This is a genomic window from Bacillus cereus group sp. BceL291 (genome assembly GCF_051776705.1).
GTDB classification, from domain to species: domain Bacteria; phylum Bacillota; class Bacilli; order Bacillales; family Bacillaceae_G; genus Bacillus_A; species Bacillus_A cereus.
This window is the reverse complement of sequence record NZ_JBPWAP010000006.1, coordinates 1-23,449: the sequence shown is the minus strand read 5'-3', so window position 1 is coordinate 23,449 and position 23,449 is coordinate 1. Positions and strand designations below refer to the sequence as shown.

Genomic DNA, 23,449 nt, shown 5'->3' with positions numbered 1-23,449 from the left:
TATCATTTCGTATAATAGAAATATACATATATCCTACTACACTTCAGGGGGGCCTTTATCTTGAACTATGGCTGGGCTGGAACTATTGAACAATTTAAGCAATTAGATGTACAGTTTTTTATTAAACAATTGTTAGATCATGTTTATAAAACCAATACAAATGATCCAAAAATAGATTCTCAAAAGAGAGCATGGATTGATAGTTATAATAAACTACAAGATTTATTTAATCGATTTTCTAATTTAGATGCATCACTTATATTTGAATATGAGATTTTACGCGGAGGCGGTCGTCGTCCTGATGTACTTTTATTAATTAATGGTTATTTAATAGTTCTCGAATGTAAAAGTTATAATAGCGTTTCACCTTCTGAATATATCCAAACATCTCTTTATATGCGTGATCTTGAACATTATCACTCAGCTATTCAACAATCTAACATACAAGTCATTGGTGTTTTACTGCTTACAAACTACAAAGGCGAACGCTGGGTTTTCCAAAAAGAGTATCAAGTAACCCTTTCAACAGTTGATGGATTGGAAAGTATTATTAAACGAATATTAAATAAAACAGAAGCACCAACTTTAATGCTAGAGGAAGTAATCAATGGTGTCTATGAACCCTCACCTTCTATGCTAGAAGCTGCTCGATCCATTTTAAATAATGAACCGCTCCCTGATATTAAAGCTGTATCAAGCAGTAACTTTCCAGCAGTACAACAAACTGTACGCTCAATCATTAAAGAAGCCCAACATACAAATACCCATCATCTCATTTTAGTATCTGGCGAGCCAGGAGCAGGTAAAACATATTTAGGTCTGACCATTGCACACGAGATGAAAAATGCAGTTTATTTATCTGGTAACGGCCCATTAGTAGACGTATTACAAGATACGTTGAAAAATAGAACCTTCGTACAAGGTCTATATGGCTATAAAATGGATTTTCTCGAAAAGAGAATGATTCCAAAAGAACAAATAATCATTTTTGATGAGGCCCAACGAGCATGGGATACAAAAAAGTCGATCAATCACTCACTCGAAGAAATCGAGAAGTTCAAAACTTAAGTGAACCGGATATTATAATGAATGTTACAACAAACAATAAACCGTGGAGTGTAACAATTGGCTTAATCGGAGACGGACAGGAGATCTATTCTGGAGAAGAAGGCGGTCTCGCCCTGTGGAATCATGCGATTGCTGGAAAAAACGTGACTGTTCACTCTAAACATCCTAATTCTTTATTTACTAATGCAGCACATTATAGAACTCATTCTCAGCTACATTTAAACTCATCTTTCCGTGCTCATGCAGCTTTAAAATACTATGAAACTATTAATACTTTATTAGATGCTAATTTTGAACAAACAAAACAGCTTATTCATAAGCTACCAAAAGAACATTATCAACTTTTTATTACGCGTGATTTAGCCAAAGCCAAACACACTTTACATCAGCTTTATCAGGATGATACAAAAACAGTTGGCGTTGTCTGTGCTGGTGGCGCTGATCATCAAAAAGAAGTCCCTGTTCTACCAAGAGATGAACGATATGAACGCCCTAGTAAAATCGCTCAATACTTTAACTATCCCGAATCCCAGTACTATTGTAGGACGCTTAACTATAGCTCAACTGAATTCCAAACACAGGGACTTGAACTAGATATGACGCTTGTTCATTGGGATGATGATCTATATCTACAGAATGGGACTTGGAAGGGGCAGCACTATCAATGGGGTGTTGAAGATCCGTTCCAAATTAAGCTCAATGCGTATAGAGTTATTTTAACAAGAGGTCGGGATGGAACAATTATTTACATACCACCAAAACCGATTCTAGATGAGGCTTGGAACTTATTAAAAAACCATTTGCACATTCCTGAATTGAAGTGTTAGAGCTTAGGAATATAAGAAGTGTAAAAAACGTTATTCTTTCTAAAAAGATACTAGAAAGAATAACGTTTTTATGATTTTTTTAATTCAACATGAATTATAACTTTTTGCAGAAAAATTACAGTGATATTTGACAATTTCATACATAGACAATTATGCAATGGGATTATCTGTTCCTTTAAAAAACTTGCACCAGAATAGGAATGTATAAAAAAATGCATAGATCCCTAGAACAAAAAAGGAGGAACCCGTACTCTCATAAGGATTCCTCCTTTTCCTTGCTACCGATAATAGAACGTTATGTTAACTCCAAGTGAATATAATATTCATCAATATATTAAAATTATATTAATCATTATCTTTAAAAATAAAAAAGAATCTTTCAACTAAAAGATTCTTTTTTTTATTGAATATTAGTTTATTAACCGTAATAAACAGTTCCATGCTTAATTTGAACAAGTTGCCCTGATTCACTAACAAATTTAAATGTATAAAATTCTCCTCTCGGTAAATGTCTCCATGGAATCAAAGCCCATCCAGTTCCTTCACCAACCACACCTTTACCCATATAAGACCCACCTGAGGTATATGCATAAATAGATACTGATTTAGGTCTATTTACTCTTTCAAATTCTATATCTTGTGGATTTAAAAAAGCTTGTCCTCCGCGTATCCATACATAATTCGAAAAATTTGCTGCACCAAAATCCATATATGCATTAGTCGCAATGCTATTACTATATAAATTCGAATCTAAACCAGCATAAGGAAAAATCGGATTATCATTTGCATCAAAATATTGAATTTGTTGTACTTCTTGAACTGCGTTACTTCTCAATTCTGTTGGCATTTCTTCTGCATATACAGAGATAGATGAAAACGAAAATAAAGAAATTATTGATACTGCGACAACACTTAATACCTTTTTAAACATATTTATATCCCCCTTGTTTTTGTTTATACAAGAATATAATACCATTATTAAATGTTTAATAACATAATTTTCTTATATTTCAGTATTTTTCCTTTTATATATTATATAAACAAGTAGTAATATCATATAAATAAAACTTATTATCATAATAATTACCCAACCAGGATAAAATTTAGCTGCATATATAAAAAAATCTACTTGATAAATATCTTTATAATTCGAGACAGGCCCTTTAAAATAATTTGTAAACTTAGCTGTGTACTTCCATTCATCAGGAAAATCTATTAAATTACTACCTTGATACCAACTAATCAATGTTGAAAAAATAAACAATAAAAATGAAGCACCTAATTGAAACATTTGATTGATTGTCAAATTATTCCCCTCCTTAATTATAAATATTTATGTATTACCTATCCTTAGTTGTCAATTCAAAATACAGGTACAATAGAAACCAGAAGTATGATCGTTAATACCTAAATAATATACTTCCACTTAAAAAATTTGATTTATGAAGTTCTTCTTCAATGAACTTTACATCTCCTTTAACTAAATTATCCAAAGAAACACTAAAAAGAAAACTAAATATAAAAATACACATAAACTTTTTCCATTTAAAAATAAATTAACTAGAAACATCATTTTCCCCACTAATTCCTCTTAAGATATTATTTAAGTGAAGTAATAAAAGATTTGAAGAAAAAAGAACATTTTGTTAGTGCTACCCCATCGCTATCAAGCTAAGCTCATACAACATCAATTATAGTAGAGGCTGTTTCTTTTTGCTAAAGTCTATGCATAGGGATTTTAAAGGTTTGCATACAAAATAAACCCTAAAGGGTTTCCTTTTTTGAATTAAGCCGCTTGATTATCAGACATAGTACAATTATAAACGACACCTAATATATCAAAGACTGTTTCTTCTCGTATAGCTTGATCACGTACTCGTTTTTGTTGTTGTTCATCTGTAAGTCGATGAACGATTACACGGGTTGGTACTTATCAATCATACCTACATAGCATCGGATATTTCATATGTTTGTCCTAGGTGGAGAGGGCTCATTAATACCTCCATATCTAGCTGTATATACTCTGTACCTTTCTTTATTGTTCCATCCTGAAAATAATCTGGTTTGCAATTTTTTGATAAATACGTGTATTAGATTTAATACGAGAGATATAGTAAGCCTTTTTATCTTGTATATGTTGAAGATCTTTTAAATGAAAATACCCTAAATCACGGATACATAAATCATTTGGTTCCACAGATGGAGCACACAGAGAACCATAGGTTCGATCATGCTGTTTACCGGGACCTGTATGAATATGTAGGAACTTTCCATTTAATAAATCATATCTTTCCCCCCACTGTATGGCTGCAATAAATATCTTTCCAAAAAAAAAGACACCCTAAGGTGCCTTCCTCCGACTTGATAACCACTTTAATTTTAATAATATGTATTGGACTTTCATCCAAAAATAATTCTAACATATCTTCAGAAAAATGAAAGCGGATTCTTTAACTTACTTAATTACTTTGTCCATAACCTCTTTATATTTGTTAAATTGGGCATCTTCCATATCACCGTTCATTTGTATAAGAAAGTTACCTTTTGCGTAAGTATGAGAAAATAGCATTTGATTACCATTGCCTAAATCATCATAGTATTTCTTAGCTTTTTCAAGATCTTCTTTGTTTTTAAACTCAAATATTCGACCGCCACTATCTTCACCTAATGCTGGAACAAGAATGCGCTTTGCTTCTTTTCTAGTATTTCCAAATTCTTTTTCTGGTAGGTCACTAGGATTTTCAGCTTCTAATCCTGCGGCTTTAAATTCTTCAATTACCTTACCAACTGTGACATTACTTATCATTGATTTAACGCTGTCACAAGCAGCTAAACCGAATAATAATAGGGCACCAATAAGTAATACTGCTAATCTTTTAAACATAGTTGTTCATTCCTCCTAATGTAAATAAATCCGTATATATAATAACAAATTATTAATTTATATATTGTTATATATTGTCGAATGGAAATAAATAAAGGTGTACCCATGTTCTAAAATTAACAAGACTTATAATAAGCATTATAATCCAAAGGATACAACCTATAATATCAATGCTAAGAAATAACTTCCCCTTTATTGTTTTCATTTATAACTATTCCCTTCCAGATGCCACCTTATATTTATAATTACTAATATAATAATATATATTTTGACCTTTAACTATTTTTTATATTTAATTATTTTTGTTGGTTCTGGTGCAAGAAATACTGTTATTGTGTGCACCCGGGTAGCAAGATAGCAATTACCGATGAAATTAAAAGTACACCTGAACAGATTGAAGAATCCACTACAAAAAAGCTAACGAAGCAAAAATAAACAACATATAGATTTAAATTATATTTCTCAACAACCAAAATTATTTAATGTGGTAAAATAATAATCGGGTTGGCACCCAATACCATATTACGATGGTTCCAGTCGCAGGAAGGCACCTTTGGGTGTCTTTTCTTTTGCTTGAAACACATTCTGGCAAAATACCTGTATCTTTGTTAATTTACGACTCACATAAACCAACAAACTTCGTATATATAATTTGTTACCCTAAATGGGTTGACAATACGAACAGTTATAGGAGGATTTTGTGAATGGTAAAAACAGCATGTGTAAGTATTATTACTGGCATTCTTTTAATATGTTCAACAGGATGTGCCACTCAAACTGATTCTATTACAACTAAAACTCAATCAATAGATGATGGCACATATACAACAAAAGAGATCAAAGACGCATTTCCTGTAGGAACCCCCATAACTACTTACATTCAAAAAGAAGAAAAACTGAACGTAAAACATCTCACCAGTATTGCACTTACAGATGGTGGCGTTGGTAGAGTTCTGGAAGCAACAGATGGTTTTGTTGTCGTATGTGGGAATGAAAAAGGAATTTTTGATGTGTTAATATTTAAAACCATGGAAGATGTAAAGAAATATGAACAGAGTTTAAAGCGATAATTAATATCCTTCTTATGCCTTTACACAGACATTGTCCTCTTGTGCTCTTGCTATGGCTCTATGTACAGTATAATTGCATCATAAGTAATCACACGTTATAATAGTCACCTAATTACATATAAAGAGGTGCAGAAAATGAATAAAACAGAATTAACAAAAGTAGTTGCAGAAAAAGCTGAACTTACACAAAAAGATGCTGCAGCAGCAACACAAGCGTTATTAGATACAATCACAAATGCGTTAGCAAATGGAGATAAAGTACAGATTCTTGGCTTTGGTACATTTGAAGTACGTGAAAGATCTGCACGTACGGGACGTAACCCACAAACAGGTGAAGAAATGCAAATCGCGGCTTCAAAGGCACCTGCTTTTAAAGCAGGAAAAGAATTTAAAGAGGCAGTGAAATAATTACACATAGTCAAAAGGCTTTCCACACCCCAGCTTTGCCCCCTATCCTTCGCATATCCTGTTTTGGCTAGCTAATCTGGTTTGTTAAGGGGGGAAAAGAGAAGGAGAGCAAAAAAAGAATCCTTTAAAAATCAGGATTCTTTTTTTTTGAAGTATCGCCTATTGTAAAGTATTTTTATAAGAATGTGTAGTAGAAGGTTATAGCAAATCCGATTAAAAAGAGTAATGATACGAGGAGATAAACTCTTTTTTTGTTATCTTTTGCTATTATTTTATCTAGTGTAATAAAAATACCAACAATACCTGCGATTAATGCGAATTTAGAGAATTCAGATGGATATGTGAAGGCAACTACTGCGAAACAAGCAATAATCAATGTTAGTCTATAAAACAGTATTCCTTTAGACATTTCCATTTGAGGAATCACACCCTTCTTTTTATATTTGACTAGCAGCGCAACCAATTGCGTAACCAGCTAGACATCCAAGACAACCACCACATGCATATGGACTAGCAAATAAACATCCTCCACATGCACCTTCGCAAGCCCATTGAGGCATAGTTTTCCAGTTGTTTTTAATACAACGTTGAACATCTTCCCAGTAACCTGCTTTTGCATTGTTTTCTTTTAAGATTGATTCACTTTTTCCATCAGTGAATAATTTCATCTGATTAAGTTTTCCATCTTTTGAATTTAGGTCTAAAGTCCCTACATTTTCACCATCTAATGTTTTTACTGTTAAAAGAATCGTATCACCATTATTTGGTGTTTTCAACTCTAAAAATGTAGGGTCTGCAAACTTACTTTCAGATTCGTTAAATCCTACAGTTAGATATTGTTTTGTATCATTAGATTTAGGGTTTTCTTTTGAAGGAATTATGATAGCCGATGTTTTATTCTCTTTATAATCGACTTTAACAGCTTCTTTCCATTCAAAATCTGCTGTGGAATAAATACTTAATTTGTTTTGTTTAAGATCAGTTAATTGTTTTTTTACTTTGTCCAAAATTTGTTCGTCAGCAAATTTATTTGTTTCGTTTTTCGAAAGATTTTCTGGTTTTTTACAAGGTACACAATCGATCTTTTTTTCTTTGGTATTATTATTAATATTGTTACTAGTATTATCTTGTGCAAAAACTTTTTCTAAATTTAGTGAGTATGGTTGAAAAACTCCAAAAGCTAATATAACTACGACAAAAACTAATCCTAAAAATTTTTTCAAACTAATACAGCTCCCTTATAAGTATAATTTCTCCTCACCTCCATAATAGAACAAAAAATGAAAATTTTTAATATTTTTCTAATAATTGGAATATAATGTTAGCTTAGAGAACTTTGATATATTCCGTTTTTCATTTATTTAAAAATCAGATTATAAAAAAACACCTTCAAGAATGAAGGTGTTTTTTCTTATAAGTCAGCGTGTGTTTGTAATAAATAATCTGGTCTTGCTGGTGCACCTCCACCGTCTCCTATATTTACAGCTTGATTTTTAAAAGAGTCGTTTAACCCTAACGATAGGATACTAATTAAAGATATTCCAAGTATAGTTAGATAGATTTTTTTCATTATTTTAACGCTCCTTTTTCTAATTCATTTTTTTGAGCTGTATTGCTCATATAAAAATATTGACTTGCTTTGTTATGGTTATTTTCTTCATAAAACTTTAGAGCTAAGATATCAGCATATTCTTTTACGCATTCCCATAGTTTTTCTTGTTTGAAATAAGTAATACCTTCTGAAATAAATATTTCTAAAGTTAATGTAGGGACATTGTTGTTGAGGGCTCTTAAAATTTTAAAACGATGTTGGAATTCTTGATTGTTAAAATCGTTACTAAGTTTTAATCCTTTTTGAATTAGTTGATCGCTGTAATTATGGTCATTTATCTTATAGTATTCATATGCTTCTACGAAAAATGCTTTGAAATGGTTTGGATTGTTCTTTGTTACTTCAGATACATGACGAATCGCGAGTTTAGATAAATTTTGTTTTGAATATAACCAAGCTAAATTATGTCTTACCATAAGGATAGAATTTTTATGGTTATTTTTTTGGAATGTGTCTAGTGCCTTATTAAATGACTCCTCAGCTAATTCGAAATGTTTTAAATCAATACAACACAGACCTATAAAATTGTCACATAGTGCTACATTTATTTCATAACCTTCATGTTTTAAAAATTCTTCTTTAGCTAATTTTATATAATCAAGAGCTATTACTTGTTTATAGATTTGATAATAAAAATACCCCATTCGATAATTAAATTCAGCATGTTCTATTGGATCAGGAATGTGTATTAATAGTTCTTTAGCTTTTTCATAGTGTTCACTTGCTTCAGTGTAATTGGATGTTAAAGTAGAATGGAATGCTTTAAAGAAGTGATAATAATAAGCTAGGAAGTCATCTGCTGGAGTTGTGAAATTATCCATTTCATCAAAACTGCTTTCGTTAATACTTATCCAATCTGTTAATGCTTTGTATCTAAAATCTAATAAAGAATAATATAAGAGTACGTTTTGATTTTCCTTGACATTGTTAATTTCATTTTCTATATACTCTTTTAATTGTTTTGCTTTAACTAATTGTTGTTTTAACATGGATTGATACCAGTCGTTTAATAATTTTGTTATTTGTTCATTTTCTAGTTGAACATTCATAGAATCTTCCCCTTTTCCAAAATTATCTATATCTAATGTAAAACCATGGTATCATGGTTTTACATTAGATTAACCTTTAAATAAGTTGATATATATAATTTTGAATATTCTGTTCATTTTACCTTTAATTTTATTGCGGCCTTTATTTAGTATGGTTTTAACAAAAAAATACTAATAAATCCAGGGCACATTTATGGACATAATGAAGGATATTACATACGTTTATCATACACCTATGCTTCAATTTTATATTTATTAAATTAAATATATTAATTAATAGAAATTACCCATACACTTTAATGTTAGGTCATTGCCATCAAGTTAAGAAATTCATTATCCTAAAAATGAAAAAAATGATTTGTCATAAATTGGTGTAGAGAGATAAAAATTTTCTTTTTGTGGGTATGTTAAAATTTTAGCTTGATGGACATATGTCACGCCCCCTATTACTGATTGTTGTTAGAACTGCTGCTCCCACAAGAAGAATATCTGAAAAAATTATTTTAAAACAAAACCTCTTTATAAAAGAACACAAGCTCGTATATTGTAAGAACAAACGTTCTTTTATTTAGGAAGGAATAGCAGTGTATGACTATTCTATCTTACCGAATAGAATCATCTTATGTGTTGATTTACGTAGCTTTTACGCTTCTATAAGTTGCATCAAAATGGGGTTAGATCCTATGTATACACAATTGGCAGTAGTCGGTGATGTAAATAGAAACGGTTCTTTCGTATTAGCTGCCACTCCCCCATTACAAGCATTGGGTGTAAAGAAGATGGCCAGATTATACGAGATTCCTTGCAGAAAAGACATTCTTGTTGTAAATCCGATTATGGGAACATACATTAAATGCTCTAATTACATAACAAAGTTAGCTTTGCAGTACGTTCCTATTGAAGATTTTCACCAATATTCCATCGACGAGTTCTTCATGGATATTACGGATAGCATTCATTTATTTACTAACGATCCCTATGAATTTGCGTTGAAATTTAAACGTGAAATATATGAAAAAACACAGATCGAATGCACAATAGGAATTGACCCTAACCCTTTAATGAGCAAAGTAGCTTTAGATATAGATGTAAAATAAAATAAATTTACGTAAACATGTTTAAATCATTATAAAGGAGCATAAAAGAATGCAAGAGGTTCAAATAAGAAAGAATGCAGTAGGAGCAATTATTCATAATGATATTAAAAACTATCCCTATTTAAATATACCTATGGTTATTAAAGAGAAAGATGGACAGATTTATGAAGTTATAAACACTGGTTTTCACACTAATAATGCAGTAAGAATGATAACAACGGAAGATTTTGCTACAACCAGAGTAAATACACCGATTGTAACTGTAAAAAACAGTGATGGTAATATTAAAGTATACCGCTTGCCTTTAGAATTGGAATCTTGGGTAATTTCTTGTATGCAGGCTGCTTCTGCAGGAAAAATTTCATTTCCATGTAAAGTTTCCTTTGGGATTATAGATACAAAATATTATGTTGAATTCATTTAAAATTAGAATACATTTAACATTTGATGTAAATAAAGACGGAACACTAACATTTTGCAAATTCTGTACGTCAAGACTAAATCTCTTAATCAAACCATATTTTATTATACGTACCAAAACTAATTACCAACAACAAAATAGCCTAAAAAATATTAAACATCCTTTATTAACGATATTATTAATGTCAAATAAAAAAAGAAGAGAGAAAACATTCTCTCTTCACCAATAATATTTTACAGAGTAAGTAGGGTAAAAAACTATATAGAGATGAACCACGAAAATACTTTACCTAGTGAATTATATCATAAATCACTCTAAAAAATACATATCACTTACAATTTTGTTTTATTTATTACAAAATTGTTAAATATTTGAATACAGAAAGGCTTTATATCTAAATGAATAGAATGGTGTTGGTGTGGTAATAAAATTTAAGGAGGCTTTCTATTATGTTTTCAAAAAAACAAAAATTATTAACAGTAGTTACAACATTAACATTAGGGTGCGGATTTACTTTTGGCTTAACACCTGCTTCTGCGGATACTGCCAATAACACTTCTCCAATTAAGGAGGAACAGGTACGAATACAAATACCTTTCACGGGCTATGTTATTTCAGCAGACGATAATTACTTAATTGTTGCTGATACTTTTACGAAAGAAGAAGCACTTTATTATCAGCATAATTGGTGGGAGCTAGTTTCCCAAAATAAAATTTTAAGAGTACCTGTATCCAATGGTGAAAACTACAAATTAGGTGAAAAATTAAACGTATACGCTGCTGCTTGGACTTACTCTTTACCACCAATCGCTATAATGCCAACAATTGAAAAAGTAGTTGATTAAATACTGCTTATCTAATAAAAGAAACATTGCCCTAATTAGAGCAATGTTTCTTTTCCTCATTTGACATTAGAAATTGAAATGGATGAGAACAAATTTGGAATGCTATTCTCAAAAGCTAATGAAAAAGAAGGGATTAATTCATTTATTCTTTCTTGCATTGGTTTCTTATCTACTTCTCCAAGTTCGTTCAAAAGTTCATTCTCTTCTAAAGACTCATCTCCATTGATTAACATCCTTAACATATCTGAGTTAATGATATCATGAGGCGAATGAACTAGCCCATTCATCATTATATATTTTTGGAGCATGGATGAATTCCCCTCATTCGCTTGCTTTACAGCTTGTTTAAGGTATAAATCAAAATATTTCTGTGCAAATTTCACACCTTTTAGTGGAACAGCTCCTACATGTTCAACACCTTTCCAACGTAAATCCGCAATTGAACTCAGCCACCATGCCGGTTCAATAGCTTGTTGCATACGTTGCAGCACCTTGCGTTCGAATCCAGGTTTATGAGTAGAATGTTCTTTTAAACAAGTATCTAACATTTCAGCTTCAATGGCGGCTACGGTCATTCCTTGCCCATAAATGGGATCAAAGTTACAAAAAGCATCACCTAACACTAATAATCCAGATGGCCAATTTTCCATTTGTTCAAAATGTTGACGAGTTGACTCACGTGCTCTAAATCCTCTTGGGACACTAATTGGTTCTAACTCTTTAATTAACTCCCTCATCATAGGGGTAACTAATGAATCCAGCTCTTTTTCATATTCTTTTGAATTGGTTGGTGGATAATGCGTACCTCCAGCAACAAATAGTAGCGCTTGAGCTATGTTATCTTCAATATATAATAACCCTACAGCACCAACGTTTTTAGCAGGATCTCCTTCAGAAATTGCACTCAATTTCTCTTTGATATGTGAAGGTACTTTATAATATCTCGTGCTATATCCAAAATTCACCTTTAAACGTTCTGGTTCTGGAACATCATATCCCATAGATGTAAGCCATTTATTGAGTTTAGATTGACGACCACATGTGTCAACTACCAAATCGGTTAACACAGTTCGCTTTGTTTTTAATTCGTCTCGTTCTTGAATATGAATTCCAATAACACGCTTGTGATCAGACGAAGTTAAAAGACCTGTGACTTCTTGCTTTGAATAAAAATGTACATTAGGAATTTCTTGCACACGTTGGCGGATTGTCCATTCTAACACTGCTCGACTGCTTGCTGCACCTTTTCGTTCTATAACTAGTTCCAGTGCCCCATACGGAGAAAATCGAATCATTTTATCATTCTTGACATTATGGGCCCCTAGATTTAATAAATCATCAACATATCCAGGAAAGAAACGGTTCATAATTATTTCTCCGCGTGGTAATACACGATGTGGATGAAAGTCTTGGGGTGTACCTGGACGTTCAGATGGTTTTTGAGGTAACTCATCTTTTTCAACAACTATTACTGTCTCAAAATAACTGGAAAGCACACGTGCAGTAAGCAAGCCTGCAATACCAGCACCAATCACAAGTGCCTTTTCTCCTTTTTGCTGTTGATATAGTAATTGACTATCCATCAATAATCTCTCCTCTTTCTAAAAAGTATGTTTGTTCAGCATGAATCTATTAAAACTTTTCCAGAAATCAGAATAAACAAGTGATGATTCTTCATTATTTCAGTAAGGAGCCCGTTGATATAATAGTTCATATAGGGAAACAAAAACAGATACATTTCAAAACACTACATTCCCCCCACAAGTGAGAAATAATTAACGTGACTATTAGAATTGTAGTATCTGATTGCACTGGCCTTGAATAGTTTGTTTTTTGGTTATCAATGTGTCAGTAAACCCAGCACATTTATCTTTATAATTTTAAACTCAGTTCTCTTAAAATATATATGTTTATATTTTTTAGATATACGATTTTAAATCTTTCTGAAAACCCAATAGACAAATGCCCCGGTATCATTATATTAAAGAGTTCACCCTAAATTAGTAATCTGTTGAAAAACTACTTTAGTCAACAGGTGCTTTAATTAAATACCTTTATTATCTCTGCAAAGGTATTACAGTTTTAAATACGCTTTTCAATCCTTTGAATCCAGTAAAACAATTCATTTAAATAATAAGATTTCACTACATGATAGGATACCTAAAGCGATGTTGGTATTTCGTTTCATTATGCCCCTATTGGGATCTGCCTCCATCATTCATATTATTAAAATTACGTTAGTCCAAGTCAGAAAAAATACCCTTAAATGAGTATATTTTTAACAAAATTCAAGTTCATATAACCTGTATAAATGTCCACCGCTTATAATAGTTTTTTTAATACTGCTTATTCCCCCTTTCAAATTTTTATAATTTGCACCTTAAATGTATCACTTTTATTACCCTTTTAAATATTTAGGGTTTTTAGAAATATTTATTTGATTTTTAGTAATATTAGGATTCTATTTTATCAAATAAAAACTAGAGGGTTTGAGAGAAGTATGTAATAATGCATAATAAATCAATCAGATATTATGATATACTTTCAAAGAGCTGATACAAAATTTCTTTAGATTGGAAAACTAAAGTCTTATCTACCTATTTGTGGGGACGCCTTATGGCGTCTTTTCTTTTTTATTATAAAAACCCCCAAGCATTCATATGCTTAAGGGTTTATCAATTGAAAGGTAGAGCTGTTTGGAATTCTTTACATTAAGAACAAAGTGGGATTACTCCTAAACCAATTAATAAAGCTGCAGCAAATGCTGGAATTGGCGCAGGAATCTCGATACCTTCTACAACTAAAAAGTATTGACCATTTACTAATTTAAAACAAACTAATTGCATGGCTAATCCTCCCTTCTATTAGGATTAATACATTATATTATATAATTATTTATATAATTAGATAGTTTGTTTTTTAGAAAATGGGTAATCAATATTCCGGGGAAGCACATTAAATGATCTCTCCCTTATTTTCAAAAGGACCTGCTCAATTCATACGTAAAAACATAAAGTAAAGTGAACCCATTAAAACACATGGAATGACCCCTAGTCTTTTTCTCTTATCTAAAGGAGGAACTATTATTATGGGATATGGTGGTAGTTGCGGCGAAGGCTGCGGTTTTGCTGGAGGCTTTGCTTTACTCGTTGTACTCTTTATACTTTTAATCATTATTGGATGCAGTTGCTTCTGCTAAAAAACTATTAGAAAAGGCACCTTAGAGTGCCTTTTCTTTATTTCTCAATATAAGAGCTATAAAAATATGCTATGGTTTCAATAGCAATTCCCTTGTGTGCAATGAGATAGTAATACCCAACAAAAAACCCACCTATTTCCGTAGGTGGGCCTTATCTTTATTACACAATCCAAATTATACTCTGATTTTTTCATAAACTTTATGCAATTATACATATCTGTAAAAATTACACTAAATAAATATTACATATAGTAAAATAATAAATGTAGATACATTCTATAAAGCAGATTCTTTTGAAAGGCGTAACATATCAATCATTATAGAAGGTGTGGCGTCACTCTAATACTGATCTCAAATCTCTTGTACTTTGTGAACTAACAATCTGGTGTATATAGACGCTTCTGTTTTATAGAATGTGTTTACACGTATAACAAAGGGATAATACGGATAAGTTTATACTAAATGAACGTGGTTTAAGTCGGAGGAAGACACCTTAGGGTGTCTTTTTTTTGTGCATAATAAAAGCCTCACCATCCCCTGGAAACGGTAAGTCCTTTAAAACAAATAACAATTGCAACTATAGTAATTTTACATTACATTAAAAATTAGAGAAAACTCTTATACTAATACAGTGCTAAATAGTAGGTGAAAAAATGGAATTTAACGATTTGGGTATTACCATTAAAGAACTTAGAATAAAAAAAAACATATCACAATCCGAATTGTGTCATGGAATATGTTCACAAAGTCAAATTAGCAAGATTGAAAAAGGTGTGATTTATCCATCTAGCATTTTGTTATATCAATTATCAGAAAGACTTGGCATTGATCCGAATCATATATTTGCACTAACTCAAAACAAAATATTAAAATATACAGAAAATGTAAAATATGTAATAAAAGATTGCTTAAAACAAAAACAATATAAAGAACTTTATGAAATAGTAAAAAAAGAGAAAAATTTAAATAATTTTCAAACAAAAGAAGAGAAACAATTTCTAATATGGCATGAAGCAATCGCTATATTTGAGGTAAATAGATCAACAAAAACTGCTTTAACTCTTTTAAATCATGCATTAAAACTAACTTTAACCAATTCTGATTTTTTATCAGAAAGAGAAATACATATTATGCAGACAATGGCTATATTTCATGGAGAAAACAAAGAATATGAAAAAAGTATTACGATATTAAAAAGATGTTTAACCAATTTTAATAAGCTAGATCTTCCTAGAGATAAAGAAATTAAATTAAAAATCATTTTCAATTTAGCAAAATGTTTAGACTTCACATATCAACATGAAGAGGCAATAAAATACATTGATAGGGGCATCAAATTAGCAATTAATCTAAATACTTTATACCTATTAGGTGAACTATTCTATTTAAAAGGTCAGTGTTTATTAAAGATTAAACAACACAATGTAGAAGATGTTGTTTATAACTGGAAAAAAGCATTATTTATATTTGAACTAACAGAAAAAGAATATTATATAAAAATGGTACAAGATGAACTTATTGAAATACAAAATAAAAAACACTCATAATTTCTTAAAAACTACTTAAAAAACCCACAGGAAAAATTTCCGTAGGTTTTACATTTATAAACATATTATTATTTTTTATAAAACCGCATCTCCAATTATTAGATAACTATCTAATCCATTGGAAATGCGGTTTACTTAGGTCATTAATGTTTCAGCTATTCTCTTTATTTGAAAATTACATCTACCATACTAATTTAATATTATATTCCTGAAGCCAACTATTAACTTGAAGTAAATAATCTATTATACCTCTTGCATCATTACCTGAAATTACTTCGTCTTTTCCTTCTGCAATAGCACGAACTCTTTCTACATTAATTAATGGCAAAATAGGTGATTCAGGATTGTTCAACACATGTACCATCCAATCACTAATACCTTGTAGATAAGAGGCATCCTTAGTGCTTGGATATGCACTTTTTTTGCGATAACGCACATCTTCTGGAAGTACATTTTCAAAAGCTCTACGTAAAATACCTTTTTCAATATTGTCTATGCTTTTCATTTCGAATGGGACATTCCATAAGTATTCTACAAGCCGGTAATCGCAAAATGGAACTCGTACTTCAAAGCCATTCATCATACTTGTGCGATCTTTTCGTTCTAGCATAAATGGCAAGAAACGTGTAATAAACATGTAAGACATTTGACGTTGCTTCATTTGCAGATCACTTTCACCTTCTAAAAAGGGAATTTCAGCAACCGCATCTTCAAATTTTTGTTTTTGATATTTTTCAGGGCTAATCTTCGCTTTAAAATTCTCTGATAAAATCTCTGTACTATACCATAAATTAACACTCCAAGGGAATATCTCTGCATCTAGAAACTTCTCTTGATGGAACCATGGATATCCTGAGAATACTTCATCTGCGGATTCGCCTGAAAGTGCAACTGTTGCATCTTTTTTCATTTCCTTAAATAACAAATAAAGAGACGTTTCTAGTTCTCCAACTCCAGGTAGATCACGCGCTCGCATTGGAGTTAATAAATACTCTATTAAACTATCTGATCCTAACTCTATAGAATGATGCTTTGTTCCTACATATTCAGCTACACGTTTCACCCAAGGTTCATCACGATCAAAACGAAGGAAGTCTTGCTCAAAGTCTTTTTCATCATTGATGAAATTCAGAGAATATGTATGAAGACGTTCCCCTTTATTCCCAAATTCGTTTCCTGCTAAACCTGTTAAACCACTGGAATCTAAACCTCCGGAAAGCATAGATACCACTGGTTTATCAGCAATTAACTGACGTTTAACTGTATCTTGTAAAATGGAGCGGATTGTCTCGACTGTTGTATCAATATCATCTACATGTTCTTTACTTTCAAGTTTCCAATACTGTGTCGTAGTCGAGCCATTAGAGGTAAACGTCATATAATGGCCCGCACGCACTTCATGTATATCCTTGAAAATAGCATGACCAGGAGTACGTGTTGGTCCAAGGCAGAATATTTCAGAAAGTCCTTCTTCATCTACCTCAGCATCTACAAGTGGATGTGAAAGTAAAACTTTTAACTCTGAACCAAAGAGAATTGCGCTTCCCCTTTGAGCGAAAAATAAAGGCTTCACGCCTAGATGGTCACGACCAAGCATCAATTTCCCAAATCTTTCATCCCAAATACCAAAAGCAAAAATCCCATTTAAGTGTTGAACACAATCTTCTTGCCATTCTAAGTAAGCATGTAGTAATACCTCTGTATCCGACTTGGTCTGAAATTCATGACCTTTCTCCTCAAGTTCTTTACGTAATTCCTGATAATTATAAATCTCTCCATTGAACGTAAGGCCAATTGTATCATTTCCATCTTTATAGAGCATAGGTTGAAGGCCACCTTCAGGATCAATGACGATGAGACGCCGATGACCTAATGCCGCTCGTTTTGAAAACCAATGTCCCTCTGCATCAGGCCCTCGGTGAATGATAGCATCTGTCATTTTTTTTAACGTTTCTTGTTCATGAGACAGGTCTTTAGACCAGTCTATCCACCCTGCAATTCCACACATAGTGTCTACCTTCTCTCAAATAGTATAGAAACCGACTAAAATCAAATATCAGTCGGTTTTTCGTAAAAAAATCCGACTAAAAACATCTTTTAGTCATGTTTATATAATAAAATGAATTGAATAAAAAATCAAATAATTCAATTGAGAAAGAAGTCACTGTCCCCTTTCATTTGAATTCTCATCGTCCGATTATAAAAATTATTACCTCAAACTTCCACCTTTATCCCTAGGTTATAAAGGTGCATTCTATTATAGTTATATACTAGAAATAAAAATGGTGTATGTTATTCTATAAGAAGCAAATAAAGGACTTTCTATTAGGAGTTACAAAATTACAAATAAACTGATACAAAATGTAAAGACAAAAAACTTCGCTAAATATTTCAAGGATAGGGTGTAGACAATGATCAAATTAGAAAAAGAAAATAAAAAGATGAAAATCATTCAATCTGCCACAATACTGTTCTCTACGCGTGGTGTCCGTAACACAACGGTTGATGAAATTGCAAAGACAGCTAAAGTTGGTAAAGGTACTATTTATTATTACTATACAGATAAAACTGAAATATTATGTGACTGCTATATGCGTCATATTCAGCTCAAACGCTCACAATTATTTAATTTATATAAAGAAGAAAAAGATGTTTTACTTCGAATACAAAAAATTCTTCATTATATCAGCCTAGAATATCATCAAGATCCGTTTGTTTCTACACTCTTTCAAGAATATAAAGAGTACCATTCACCTGAAATTACAACTTGTTTTAAACAATCTGAAGAAGAAGCAATTAACATGATAAGTAATTTGCTCGAAAAAGGTTATCAGCAAGGAGCTTTGCATAAGGTACCATTACCACTTACAGCTTTTATGTTAGTACGAATGATTTTTAACTACGAACAGGATTATATAAAAGATGATAAAAGTGATACAGAATTTCTGCAGTTGCTAAAGCATATGCTGCTTAAAAACTAGTTTTAACAGCAAAAAAATAATTGTGGTACAAATATATGAAGAAGAACGTGAATAATGGATGGTTTCATAAGCTCTTTTCAGACTGGACAAACCTGCAAAATATCTAACGCTTATGTAGGAATGACTGATAAAATCCCAACCCGTGTAATTGTTCATCGACTAATAAAAGAATAACAGCGATTACAAGATCAAACTGTAAGGGAAAAAAGAATGAAATAAAGTATTCTGCTCGTAGCTAATACTTAGCGATATTAACAAGAAGTACCAATCATTTACTTGTGCTGATGGGAGAAGTAAATGATTGGTATTCTTTACGTTAGCCAATATACTTTTAATTTAAAACATGATAAGCATTCTTCCTCATTCATCGTTGCAAAAAAATAAAACGAGAAAGATTAGAATGCGAATTCAGGTGATGTTTTTATCATGTACCATGTACTAATATTCGAGTTCATTTCAATGTGCTTAAGCTTTTTATTTTTTACCCTATTAGATATGGGTTCACATTACTAATCTAATTAAATTAGATTATTTAGGCACCCTCTTCCGAATCCCATACTTCAATAAATTCAAAACCTTTTAATTCACTTTGTTCAATAAGAGCCTTCAACTCGTCTGAAATAAAGACAACCGTCGGATGAATTTTTCCATTTATGTAAACTTTAAAAATCATTTCATTTTGAACTATATTAAAATCAAATGCGAACTTTTCACAACCTACTATAAGGCCTGTAATCAGTTTTTTAAAGATTGCTTTATCACCATCAATCGCATCTAATACATTCAACACGTGGACCAAGTAATATACCTCACTAGTTGAATTGCGTAAGAGTGGTAAAAATTCAACATTATCACCTATTAAAGGTTCAAGTACTTGCTTGGCTTTTTCACTAATCATTGGAGCACCAGTTCCTCCCCAAAATTTAGGGAAATCACTATGAATATCTCCTTCAATACACTCTATATATATATTTCCCCATGAATTTGCTAAATGAGTTACTGAATTTATTTTTCCATCAATATATTTTTTGTGATCTTCTTCAAAATTTAATAACTGGAAAGACTCATAGTTATTAAACTTACTTTTTAATTCCCAAATCTTCATACTTTCCCTCCTACAGGATCTGTTACTTACTCAATTTTTATTACTTTGGTTGATTTAGTTTTATACTGCCATCTAATAATCCTTCTCTGATTGTTTGGAGCGCTGCAACAGCATCAGCTTGAGTACCACCAAACTCTTTAATCTCTGTCAACGTATTATATACTAATTCTATATACTCAGGTCCATGATTACCTATATGCATTGCCTCCGTAGTTACATATTTACTATCTATTGCTCGATATCCAGGTAAAAATACTCCGTTAGCAGCAGAGTTAGGATCTATTTCAAACTCTTTCATTAATTTTTGTATTTCCACAGCCCTACCATCGTTCCACGGTACAATATGATGTGCGGCATTATGGTATGGAGGCGGATCAATTCCAGCATCTTTTAGTTCTTCACGTAACACTTGAGATGCCGTATAAGAATTAGGATATTCCTTTTCTACAGTTACCCTATCAAGTACTTTATCTGCATATTCCTGAATTACATCTTGTACATCCTTAACTCTACTTTTTCTACCAGTCGTAGAAAACATAAATGTTTCACGAGCTTTTTGTAAGACTTCAAATGTTTTTATTTGATTGCTTCCAAATCCACTTGCACCTGCAAATGCCAACCGATCCGTCAGTGGCAATTTATTTGCGAAAGAAGACACTCCTGTAGAGAATTTTGCACCTTTTGCTAATGTAGTGACTTTACTTATCCCCTTATCACCAATAAGTCCAAGTCCAATTTGTGTAAAAGCATAACTTCCCCACTTAGCACGACTTTCAGCGTCTCCATTTATTACATCACTAATAAACGAATCTGATAATGTGTTCCACATAGCAGGTAAGGTTTCATTTAAATGAGTAAAAGCGTACCCCATGTTCTCCCATGTTTCCCATTTACCAAGTGCCACAACACCATCTATTGTATCTTCAACTGCTTGACCCGTCCCTGCTAAAATACCATCTATAATTTTTTCAGAAGTAGATTTTTCAGGAGGTTTCTTGCACACCGCTCCCTCTTCTATTGATCCTTCCTTTAAAAGATTATCAACTTGACGTTTTCTTTCATCAGCAATTTCTTGGATCGAAACGGTCCAATCCATATTTAATCCTTGTGTACTAAACGTACCACTTACAGGACTAAATCCTTTTCCACTTTGGACTTCAGCAAGGCCGGCAGTAATACTAGCCACAAGTTGAAGAGCTGTGTTGTAGTTATTACTAGACGTATAGTTAAATTCATATAGATGCTCTAATTTTTCTTGCAGTTTTTTTCTCATCTCGACTAAAACAATAACCATGGCATCTATTCCAGGCAATACTGTAGTAATACTAATCGCTTCTATACTTGCGACCATTCGATTAATTTCTTGAATTTGCTCTCTTATTTCTTGTTCAATGACATCTGTGGAAGCAACTTGTGATTGAAAATCGCTTGGAAATGCATCATTTTGACGGATTAATTCTTCACATAAATAAATGATACCTTGTGCTAAAGGACGAAAAGTTTGGACAAAAAATATTTTTGCACTACTATATGTTTGCCCTTGTAAAACTGTATCAGTTGCAAAGGTATCAATTGATTGGATTGCTTGCTCCATAGCTTGGATAGTAGTGACACATACAGCATTCATGCTTTGGGTCTGATTTTGTACTTCCCCTAAATACATATTTAAACTCATGCTTTGTCCTCCCTTTTTAATCGCTGTTGCCGATAGGTAAGGTCGGTTTCTAAATCAATAAGATTGCGCCTTTCTTTAAGTAATGTTTCTTTTTGATTTTCCAATTCCAATGTTAATTTCCGCTCAATATGTTGCGACTCTTGAAGCTTATTCATAAAAAAATGAGAAACATCTTTATCACCATGCCATGTTTCTAAAATCCTATTAAATAAACGATTATTTCGATTTCTCAATTCGTGAAAGTCCATTTCTGCTTGTCCCTGGATTTGAATCTCCGTTTGATTTCGATCCTGTTTTTCAAATACTATCCGTAATTCATGATTAAGTTCATTTATTTGCTTTTCTACATCTTGACTCATCTTATTCTCCCTACCCTTCTCCCTTTACCGTAGGTTGCCACATTAGCGAAATGTCTTTTGTAGTTCGTTATCCATTCTTTCAAAATCCTTAGCTACTAAATGAATATTATCAATTGCTTGTTGAAAGGCCCCACAAAATTGTCTAGTCAAATCTAGCATTTGTTGATTCGCTTCTTGCGCCTGAGCATTAACAGATAGTGTAGTACGGCTCGCCTTTGCTATAGAACGATTTGTCGCACCTTGAATTGTATCCGATGCATTTTTCATTTGTGTAGCAATTTGTGTAGCCGTTTGAAAATTACTTTGAAAGTTTCCCATCATTTAAACCCCTTCTAGTTCCAAAATCATCAAGAAAATTATACCATGTAAGAATATTTCAATGTATCAAATATTTCTAGTAAGGAATTGATAGCTCTTAATGATAAGAATGAAGCTTTTCATATCGAATTTCAATTAAGGATCGCTTCAACAGATGTAGTTGAACTAGAACTATTAGAACAAATTGAAGAGATTGACCGAATAAGAACAAATACTGAAGTTACGAAGCAAGTTATGCCACTAGCAGATATGGGTGCAATGGGGAACAAATATTTTTATGGAGTTTGGTTTAGGATGAATTGAAAATAAAGGAGCAGGCCAAATTGGAAAAGTAACTTCCCTTGGAGACTCTGTAAAATTAACAAGATTCTCAGAGCATATCCCCCTATTTCAAGTCCATTATCATTGAAAGACCGATTTGCTTTTGCTGGTATAAGTCCACTTAAAAATGAAAGACCTCCAATTAAAGATTTGTTTGTTACTGTATGTAGAGTGAACAGTAAGGGAGTAAACAATACTACAACTAAAAGGTTTGAAGTTACGAAAGTAGAGGAAAAAAACTCCCATGAATCTAGAGGTGCAAGTTTAAAGGAAATTAAATATACCAAAATCTCAACATCCAATCAGTCAAAAAATGGTGCCATTGACAGATAGTAATGGAAAATGAATACTAAATGATAAAAAACAGCTTGTCCAAAACAATAAAGAATTTATTCATTTAATATTAAAAGAGCACCCCTTTTGAACTGCACCCCAATTGTTAGACACAGTCTAACAATTGGAGGTGCAGTTTTTCTATGGCTAAATTTACAGCTGATGAAAAAATACAAATCGTTCTACGTTATTTGAACGGAAATGAAAGTTATCGAGAAATGGGTAGATCGCTCGGTATAAGTGACACAATCATTTTGAATTGGGTAAACCAATATAAACAGAATGGTCTGGAAGCTTTTCTAAAACGATGTACAAATTACACACAACAAT

Annotated in this window: 24 protein-coding genes and 4 pseudogenes; 13 read left to right on the top strand and 15 right to left on the bottom strand. The window is 32.1% G+C overall.

The window, feature by feature from the left end:
* Positions 1-60 precede the first annotated feature (60 nt).
* Positions 61-1,895, top strand: a pseudogene (locus ACS2CR_RS06840) (DNA/RNA helicase domain-containing protein).
* 418 nt (positions 1,896-2,313) lie between these two features.
* On the opposite strand, the gene ACS2CR_RS06835 reads toward ACS2CR_RS06840, so the two are convergent.
* The 4 genes from ACS2CR_RS06835 to ACS2CR_RS06820 form a co-directional block, all read right to left on the bottom strand.
* A complete protein-coding gene (locus tag ACS2CR_RS06835) occupies positions 2,314-2,826 on the bottom strand; it encodes a hypothetical protein (RefSeq protein WP_086406783.1) in 513 nt (170 codons plus the stop codon).
* A gap of 72 nt (positions 2,827-2,898) precedes the next feature.
* A complete protein-coding gene (locus ACS2CR_RS06830) occupies positions 2,899-3,186 on the bottom strand; it encodes a YjdJ family protein (protein ID WP_153602798.1) in 288 nt (95 codons plus the stop codon).
* Between the two features lie 744 nt (positions 3,187-3,930).
* The gene (locus tag ACS2CR_RS06825) at positions 3,931-4,200 is read right to left on the bottom strand and encodes a transposase (protein ID WP_438906060.1); all 270 of its coding nucleotides are present in this window, start codon (positions 4,198-4,200) and stop codon (positions 3,931-3,933) included.
* Between the two features lie 150 nt (positions 4,201-4,350).
* Positions 4,351-4,779: a stress protein gene (locus ACS2CR_RS06820; protein ID WP_136804506.1), complete on the bottom strand. Its 429-nt coding sequence runs from the start codon at positions 4,777-4,779 to the stop codon at positions 4,351-4,353.
* A 704-nt stretch (positions 4,780-5,483) separates the two neighbouring features.
* On the opposite strand from ACS2CR_RS06820, the gene ACS2CR_RS06815 reads away from it, so the two are divergent.
* Together ACS2CR_RS06815 and ACS2CR_RS06810 are read left to right on the top strand one after the other, a co-directional pair.
* Positions 5,484-5,849, top strand: coding sequence for a hypothetical protein (locus tag ACS2CR_RS06815; RefSeq protein WP_086406785.1), 366 nt, complete (start codon positions 5,484-5,486; stop codon positions 5,847-5,849).
* A gap of 135 nt (positions 5,850-5,984) precedes the next feature.
* Positions 5,985-6,257, top strand: coding sequence for an HU family DNA-binding protein (locus tag ACS2CR_RS06810; RefSeq protein WP_079246479.1), 273 nt, complete (start codon positions 5,985-5,987; stop codon positions 6,255-6,257).
* Positions 6,258-6,432: 175 nt separating this feature from the next.
* Here ACS2CR_RS06810 and ACS2CR_RS06805 read toward each other — a convergent pair whose 3' ends face one another.
* The 4 genes from ACS2CR_RS06805 to ACS2CR_RS06790 all read right to left on the bottom strand — a co-directional run bounded on the left by ACS2CR_RS06805 (position 6,433) and on the right by ACS2CR_RS06790 (position 8,918).
* Entirely contained in the window at positions 6,433-6,672 is a 240-nt protein-coding gene (locus tag ACS2CR_RS06805; protein ID WP_002001785.1) for a hypothetical protein, read from the bottom strand.
* 22 nt (positions 6,673-6,694) lie between these two features.
* Positions 6,695-7,480 (bottom strand): hypothetical protein, encoded by a 786-nt coding sequence (locus ACS2CR_RS06800; RefSeq protein ID WP_098330110.1) that lies wholly within the window; start codon positions 7,478-7,480, stop codon positions 6,695-6,697.
* 188 nt (positions 7,481-7,668) lie between these two features.
* Positions 7,669-7,827, bottom strand: a complete 159-nt coding sequence (locus ACS2CR_RS06795) for a Phr family secreted Rap phosphatase inhibitor (protein WP_000725639.1) — start codon at positions 7,825-7,827, stop codon at positions 7,669-7,671.
* Complete coding sequence (locus ACS2CR_RS06790) at positions 7,827-8,918, bottom strand: RapH N-terminal domain-containing protein (protein ID WP_001102657.1); 1,092 nt, start codon at positions 8,916-8,918, stop codon at positions 7,827-7,829. Before ACS2CR_RS06790 ends, ACS2CR_RS06795 begins: the two co-directional genes overlap by 1 nt.
* Positions 8,919-9,502: 584 nt before the next feature.
* On the opposite strand from ACS2CR_RS06790, the pseudogene ACS2CR_RS06785 reads away from it, so the two are divergent.
* The 3 genes and pseudogenes from ACS2CR_RS06785 to ACS2CR_RS06775 all read left to right on the top strand — a co-directional run.
* A pseudogene (locus ACS2CR_RS06785) lies at positions 9,503-10,012 on the top strand (damage repair protein); the annotation flags it as partial.
* A 52-nt stretch (positions 10,013-10,064) separates the two neighbouring features.
* Complete coding sequence (locus tag ACS2CR_RS06780; RefSeq protein ID WP_086406788.1) at positions 10,065-10,439, top strand: hypothetical protein; 375 nt, start codon at positions 10,065-10,067, stop codon at positions 10,437-10,439.
* A gap of 446 nt (positions 10,440-10,885) precedes the next feature.
* Positions 10,886-11,281, top strand: coding sequence for a DUF3221 domain-containing protein (locus tag ACS2CR_RS06775; protein WP_000491767.1), 396 nt, complete (start codon positions 10,886-10,888; stop codon positions 11,279-11,281).
* A gap of 56 nt (positions 11,282-11,337) precedes the next feature.
* Here ACS2CR_RS06775 and ACS2CR_RS06770 read toward each other — a convergent pair whose 3' ends face one another.
* Positions 11,338-12,864: an FAD-dependent oxidoreductase gene (locus tag ACS2CR_RS06770; protein ID WP_153602796.1), complete on the bottom strand. Its 1,527-nt coding sequence runs from the start codon at positions 12,862-12,864 to the stop codon at positions 11,338-11,340.
* A 1,128-nt stretch (positions 12,865-13,992) separates the two neighbouring features.
* A complete protein-coding gene (locus ACS2CR_RS06765) occupies positions 13,993-14,127 on the bottom strand; it encodes a hypothetical protein (RefSeq protein ID WP_001177694.1) in 135 nt (44 codons plus the stop codon).
* 242 nt (positions 14,128-14,369) lie between these two features.
* On the opposite strand from ACS2CR_RS06765, the gene ACS2CR_RS06760 reads away from it, so the two are divergent.
* Positions 14,370-14,480: a YjcZ family sporulation protein gene (locus ACS2CR_RS06760; RefSeq protein ID WP_000540371.1), complete on the top strand. Its 111-nt coding sequence runs from the start codon at positions 14,370-14,372 to the stop codon at positions 14,478-14,480.
* 653 nt (positions 14,481-15,133) lie between these two features.
* Entirely contained in the window at positions 15,134-16,027 is an 894-nt protein-coding gene (locus ACS2CR_RS06755; protein WP_153602797.1) for a helix-turn-helix domain-containing protein, read from the top strand.
* A gap of 181 nt (positions 16,028-16,208) precedes the next feature.
* On the opposite strand, the gene asnB is transcribed toward ACS2CR_RS06755, so the two are convergent.
* A complete protein-coding gene (gene asnB / locus ACS2CR_RS06750) occupies positions 16,209-18,035 on the bottom strand; it encodes an asparagine synthase (glutamine-hydrolyzing) (protein ID WP_325839222.1) in 1,827 nt (608 codons plus the stop codon).
* 403 nt (positions 18,036-18,438) lie between these two features.
* Here asnB and ACS2CR_RS06745 point away from each other — a divergent pair, with 403 nt between their 5' ends.
* Together ACS2CR_RS06745 and ACS2CR_RS06740 are read left to right on the top strand one after the other, a co-directional pair.
* The gene (locus ACS2CR_RS06745; RefSeq protein ID WP_000593069.1) at positions 18,439-19,008 is read left to right on the top strand and encodes a TetR/AcrR family transcriptional regulator; all 570 of its coding nucleotides are present in this window, start codon (positions 18,439-18,441) and stop codon (positions 19,006-19,008) included.
* Positions 19,009-19,062: 54 nt separating this feature from the next.
* Positions 19,063-19,412: pseudogene (locus ACS2CR_RS06740) on the top strand (IS4 family transposase); the annotation flags it as partial.
* Between the two features lie 128 nt (positions 19,413-19,540).
* Here ACS2CR_RS06740 and ACS2CR_RS06735 read toward each other — a convergent pair.
* Genes ACS2CR_RS06735 through ACS2CR_RS06720 form a run of 4 tightly spaced genes read right to left on the bottom strand, consistent with a single transcriptional unit; the run spans position 19,541 to position 22,468 of the window.
* Positions 19,541-20,113, bottom strand: coding sequence for an imm11 family protein (locus ACS2CR_RS06735; protein ID WP_016078296.1), 573 nt, complete (start codon positions 20,111-20,113; stop codon positions 19,541-19,543).
* Between the two features lie 40 nt (positions 20,114-20,153).
* Positions 20,154-21,788, bottom strand: coding sequence for an AHH domain-containing protein (locus ACS2CR_RS06730; RefSeq protein WP_153603150.1), 1,635 nt, complete (start codon positions 21,786-21,788; stop codon positions 20,154-20,156).
* The gene (locus ACS2CR_RS06725; RefSeq protein ID WP_074790096.1) at positions 21,785-22,147 is read right to left on the bottom strand and encodes a DUF3958 family protein; all 363 of its coding nucleotides are present in this window, start codon (positions 22,145-22,147) and stop codon (positions 21,785-21,787) included. Before ACS2CR_RS06725 ends, ACS2CR_RS06730 begins: the two co-directional genes overlap by 4 nt.
* Positions 22,148-22,189: 42 nt before the next feature.
* Positions 22,190-22,468: a TIGR04197 family type VII secretion effector gene (locus ACS2CR_RS06720; protein WP_074790097.1), complete on the bottom strand. Its 279-nt coding sequence runs from the start codon at positions 22,466-22,468 to the stop codon at positions 22,190-22,192.
* Positions 22,469-22,552: 84 nt separating this feature from the next.
* Between ACS2CR_RS06720 and ACS2CR_RS06715 the strand changes: the two genes are divergently transcribed.
* From ACS2CR_RS06715 to ACS2CR_RS06705, 3 genes and pseudogenes are all read left to right on the top strand, one after another.
* Positions 22,553-22,768 (top strand): hypothetical protein, encoded by a 216-nt coding sequence (locus tag ACS2CR_RS06715; RefSeq protein ID WP_153603151.1) that lies wholly within the window; start codon positions 22,553-22,555, stop codon positions 22,766-22,768.
* Positions 22,722-22,918 (top strand): annotated as a pseudogene (locus ACS2CR_RS06710) (hypothetical protein); the annotation flags it as partial. The gene ACS2CR_RS06715 and the pseudogene ACS2CR_RS06710, both read left to right, overlap by 47 nt.
* Positions 22,919-23,262: 344 nt before the next feature.
* Positions 23,263-23,449 (top strand): transposase (locus ACS2CR_RS06705; protein WP_325098796.1); only part of this gene is annotated, 187 nt, incomplete at its 3' end.

Bases quoted from the DNA above. Each gene is read 5' to 3' on its own strand.
- ACS2CR_RS06830 (WP_153602798.1), bottom strand. From the start codon at position 3,186: ATGTTTCAATTAGGTGCTTCATTTTTATTGTTTATTTTTTCAACATTG.
- ACS2CR_RS06790 (WP_001102657.1), bottom strand. From the start codon at position 8,918: ATGAATGTTCAACTAGAAAATGAACAAATAACAAAATTATTAAACGAC.
- ACS2CR_RS06765 (WP_001177694.1), bottom strand. From the start codon at position 14,127: ATGCAATTAGTTTGTTTTAAATTAGTAAATGGTCAATACTTTTTAGTT.
- ACS2CR_RS06755 (WP_153602797.1), top strand. From the start codon at position 15,134: ATGGAATTTAACGATTTGGGTATTACCATTAAAGAACTTAGAATAAAA.
- ACS2CR_RS06805 (WP_002001785.1), bottom strand. From the start codon at position 6,672: ATGGAAATGTCTAAAGGAATACTGTTTTATAGACTAACATTGATTATT.
- ACS2CR_RS06770 (WP_153602796.1), bottom strand. From the start codon at position 12,864: ATGGATAGTCAATTACTATATCAACAGCAAAAAGGAGAAAAGGCACTT.
- ACS2CR_RS06835 (WP_086406783.1), bottom strand. From the start codon at position 2,826: ATGTTTAAAAAGGTATTAAGTGTTGTCGCAGTATCAATAATTTCTTTA.
- ACS2CR_RS06720 (WP_074790097.1), bottom strand. From the start codon at position 22,468: ATGATGGGAAACTTTCAAAGTAATTTTCAAACGGCTACACAAATTGCT.
- ACS2CR_RS06820 (WP_136804506.1), bottom strand. From the start codon at position 4,779: ATGTTTAAAAGATTAGCAGTATTACTTATTGGTGCCCTATTATTATTC.
- ACS2CR_RS06780 (WP_086406788.1), top strand. From the start codon at position 10,065: ATGCAAGAGGTTCAAATAAGAAAGAATGCAGTAGGAGCAATTATTCAT.
- ACS2CR_RS06760 (WP_000540371.1), top strand. From the start codon at position 14,370: ATGGGATATGGTGGTAGTTGCGGCGAAGGCTGCGGTTTTGCTGGAGGC.
- ACS2CR_RS06725 (WP_074790096.1), bottom strand. From the start codon at position 22,147: ATGAGTCAAGATGTAGAAAAGCAAATAAATGAACTTAATCATGAATTA.
- ACS2CR_RS06810 (WP_079246479.1), top strand. From the start codon at position 5,985: ATGAATAAAACAGAATTAACAAAAGTAGTTGCAGAAAAAGCTGAACTT.
- ACS2CR_RS06795 (WP_000725639.1), bottom strand. From the start codon at position 7,827: ATGAAAAAAATCTATCTAACTATACTTGGAATATCTTTAATTAGTATC.
- ACS2CR_RS06775 (WP_000491767.1), top strand. From the start codon at position 10,886: ATGTTTTCAAAAAAACAAAAATTATTAACAGTAGTTACAACATTAACA.
- ACS2CR_RS06745 (WP_000593069.1), top strand. From the start codon at position 18,439: ATGATCAAATTAGAAAAAGAAAATAAAAAGATGAAAATCATTCAATCT.
- ACS2CR_RS06735 (WP_016078296.1), bottom strand. From the start codon at position 20,113: ATGAAGATTTGGGAATTAAAAAGTAAGTTTAATAACTATGAGTCTTTC.
- ACS2CR_RS06730 (WP_153603150.1), bottom strand. From the start codon at position 21,788: ATGAGTTTAAATATGTATTTAGGGGAAGTACAAAATCAGACCCAAAGC.
- asnB (WP_325839222.1), bottom strand. From the start codon at position 18,035: ATGTGTGGAATTGCAGGGTGGATAGACTGGTCTAAAGACCTGTCTCAT.
- ACS2CR_RS06815 (WP_086406785.1), top strand. From the start codon at position 5,484: ATGGTAAAAACAGCATGTGTAAGTATTATTACTGGCATTCTTTTAATA.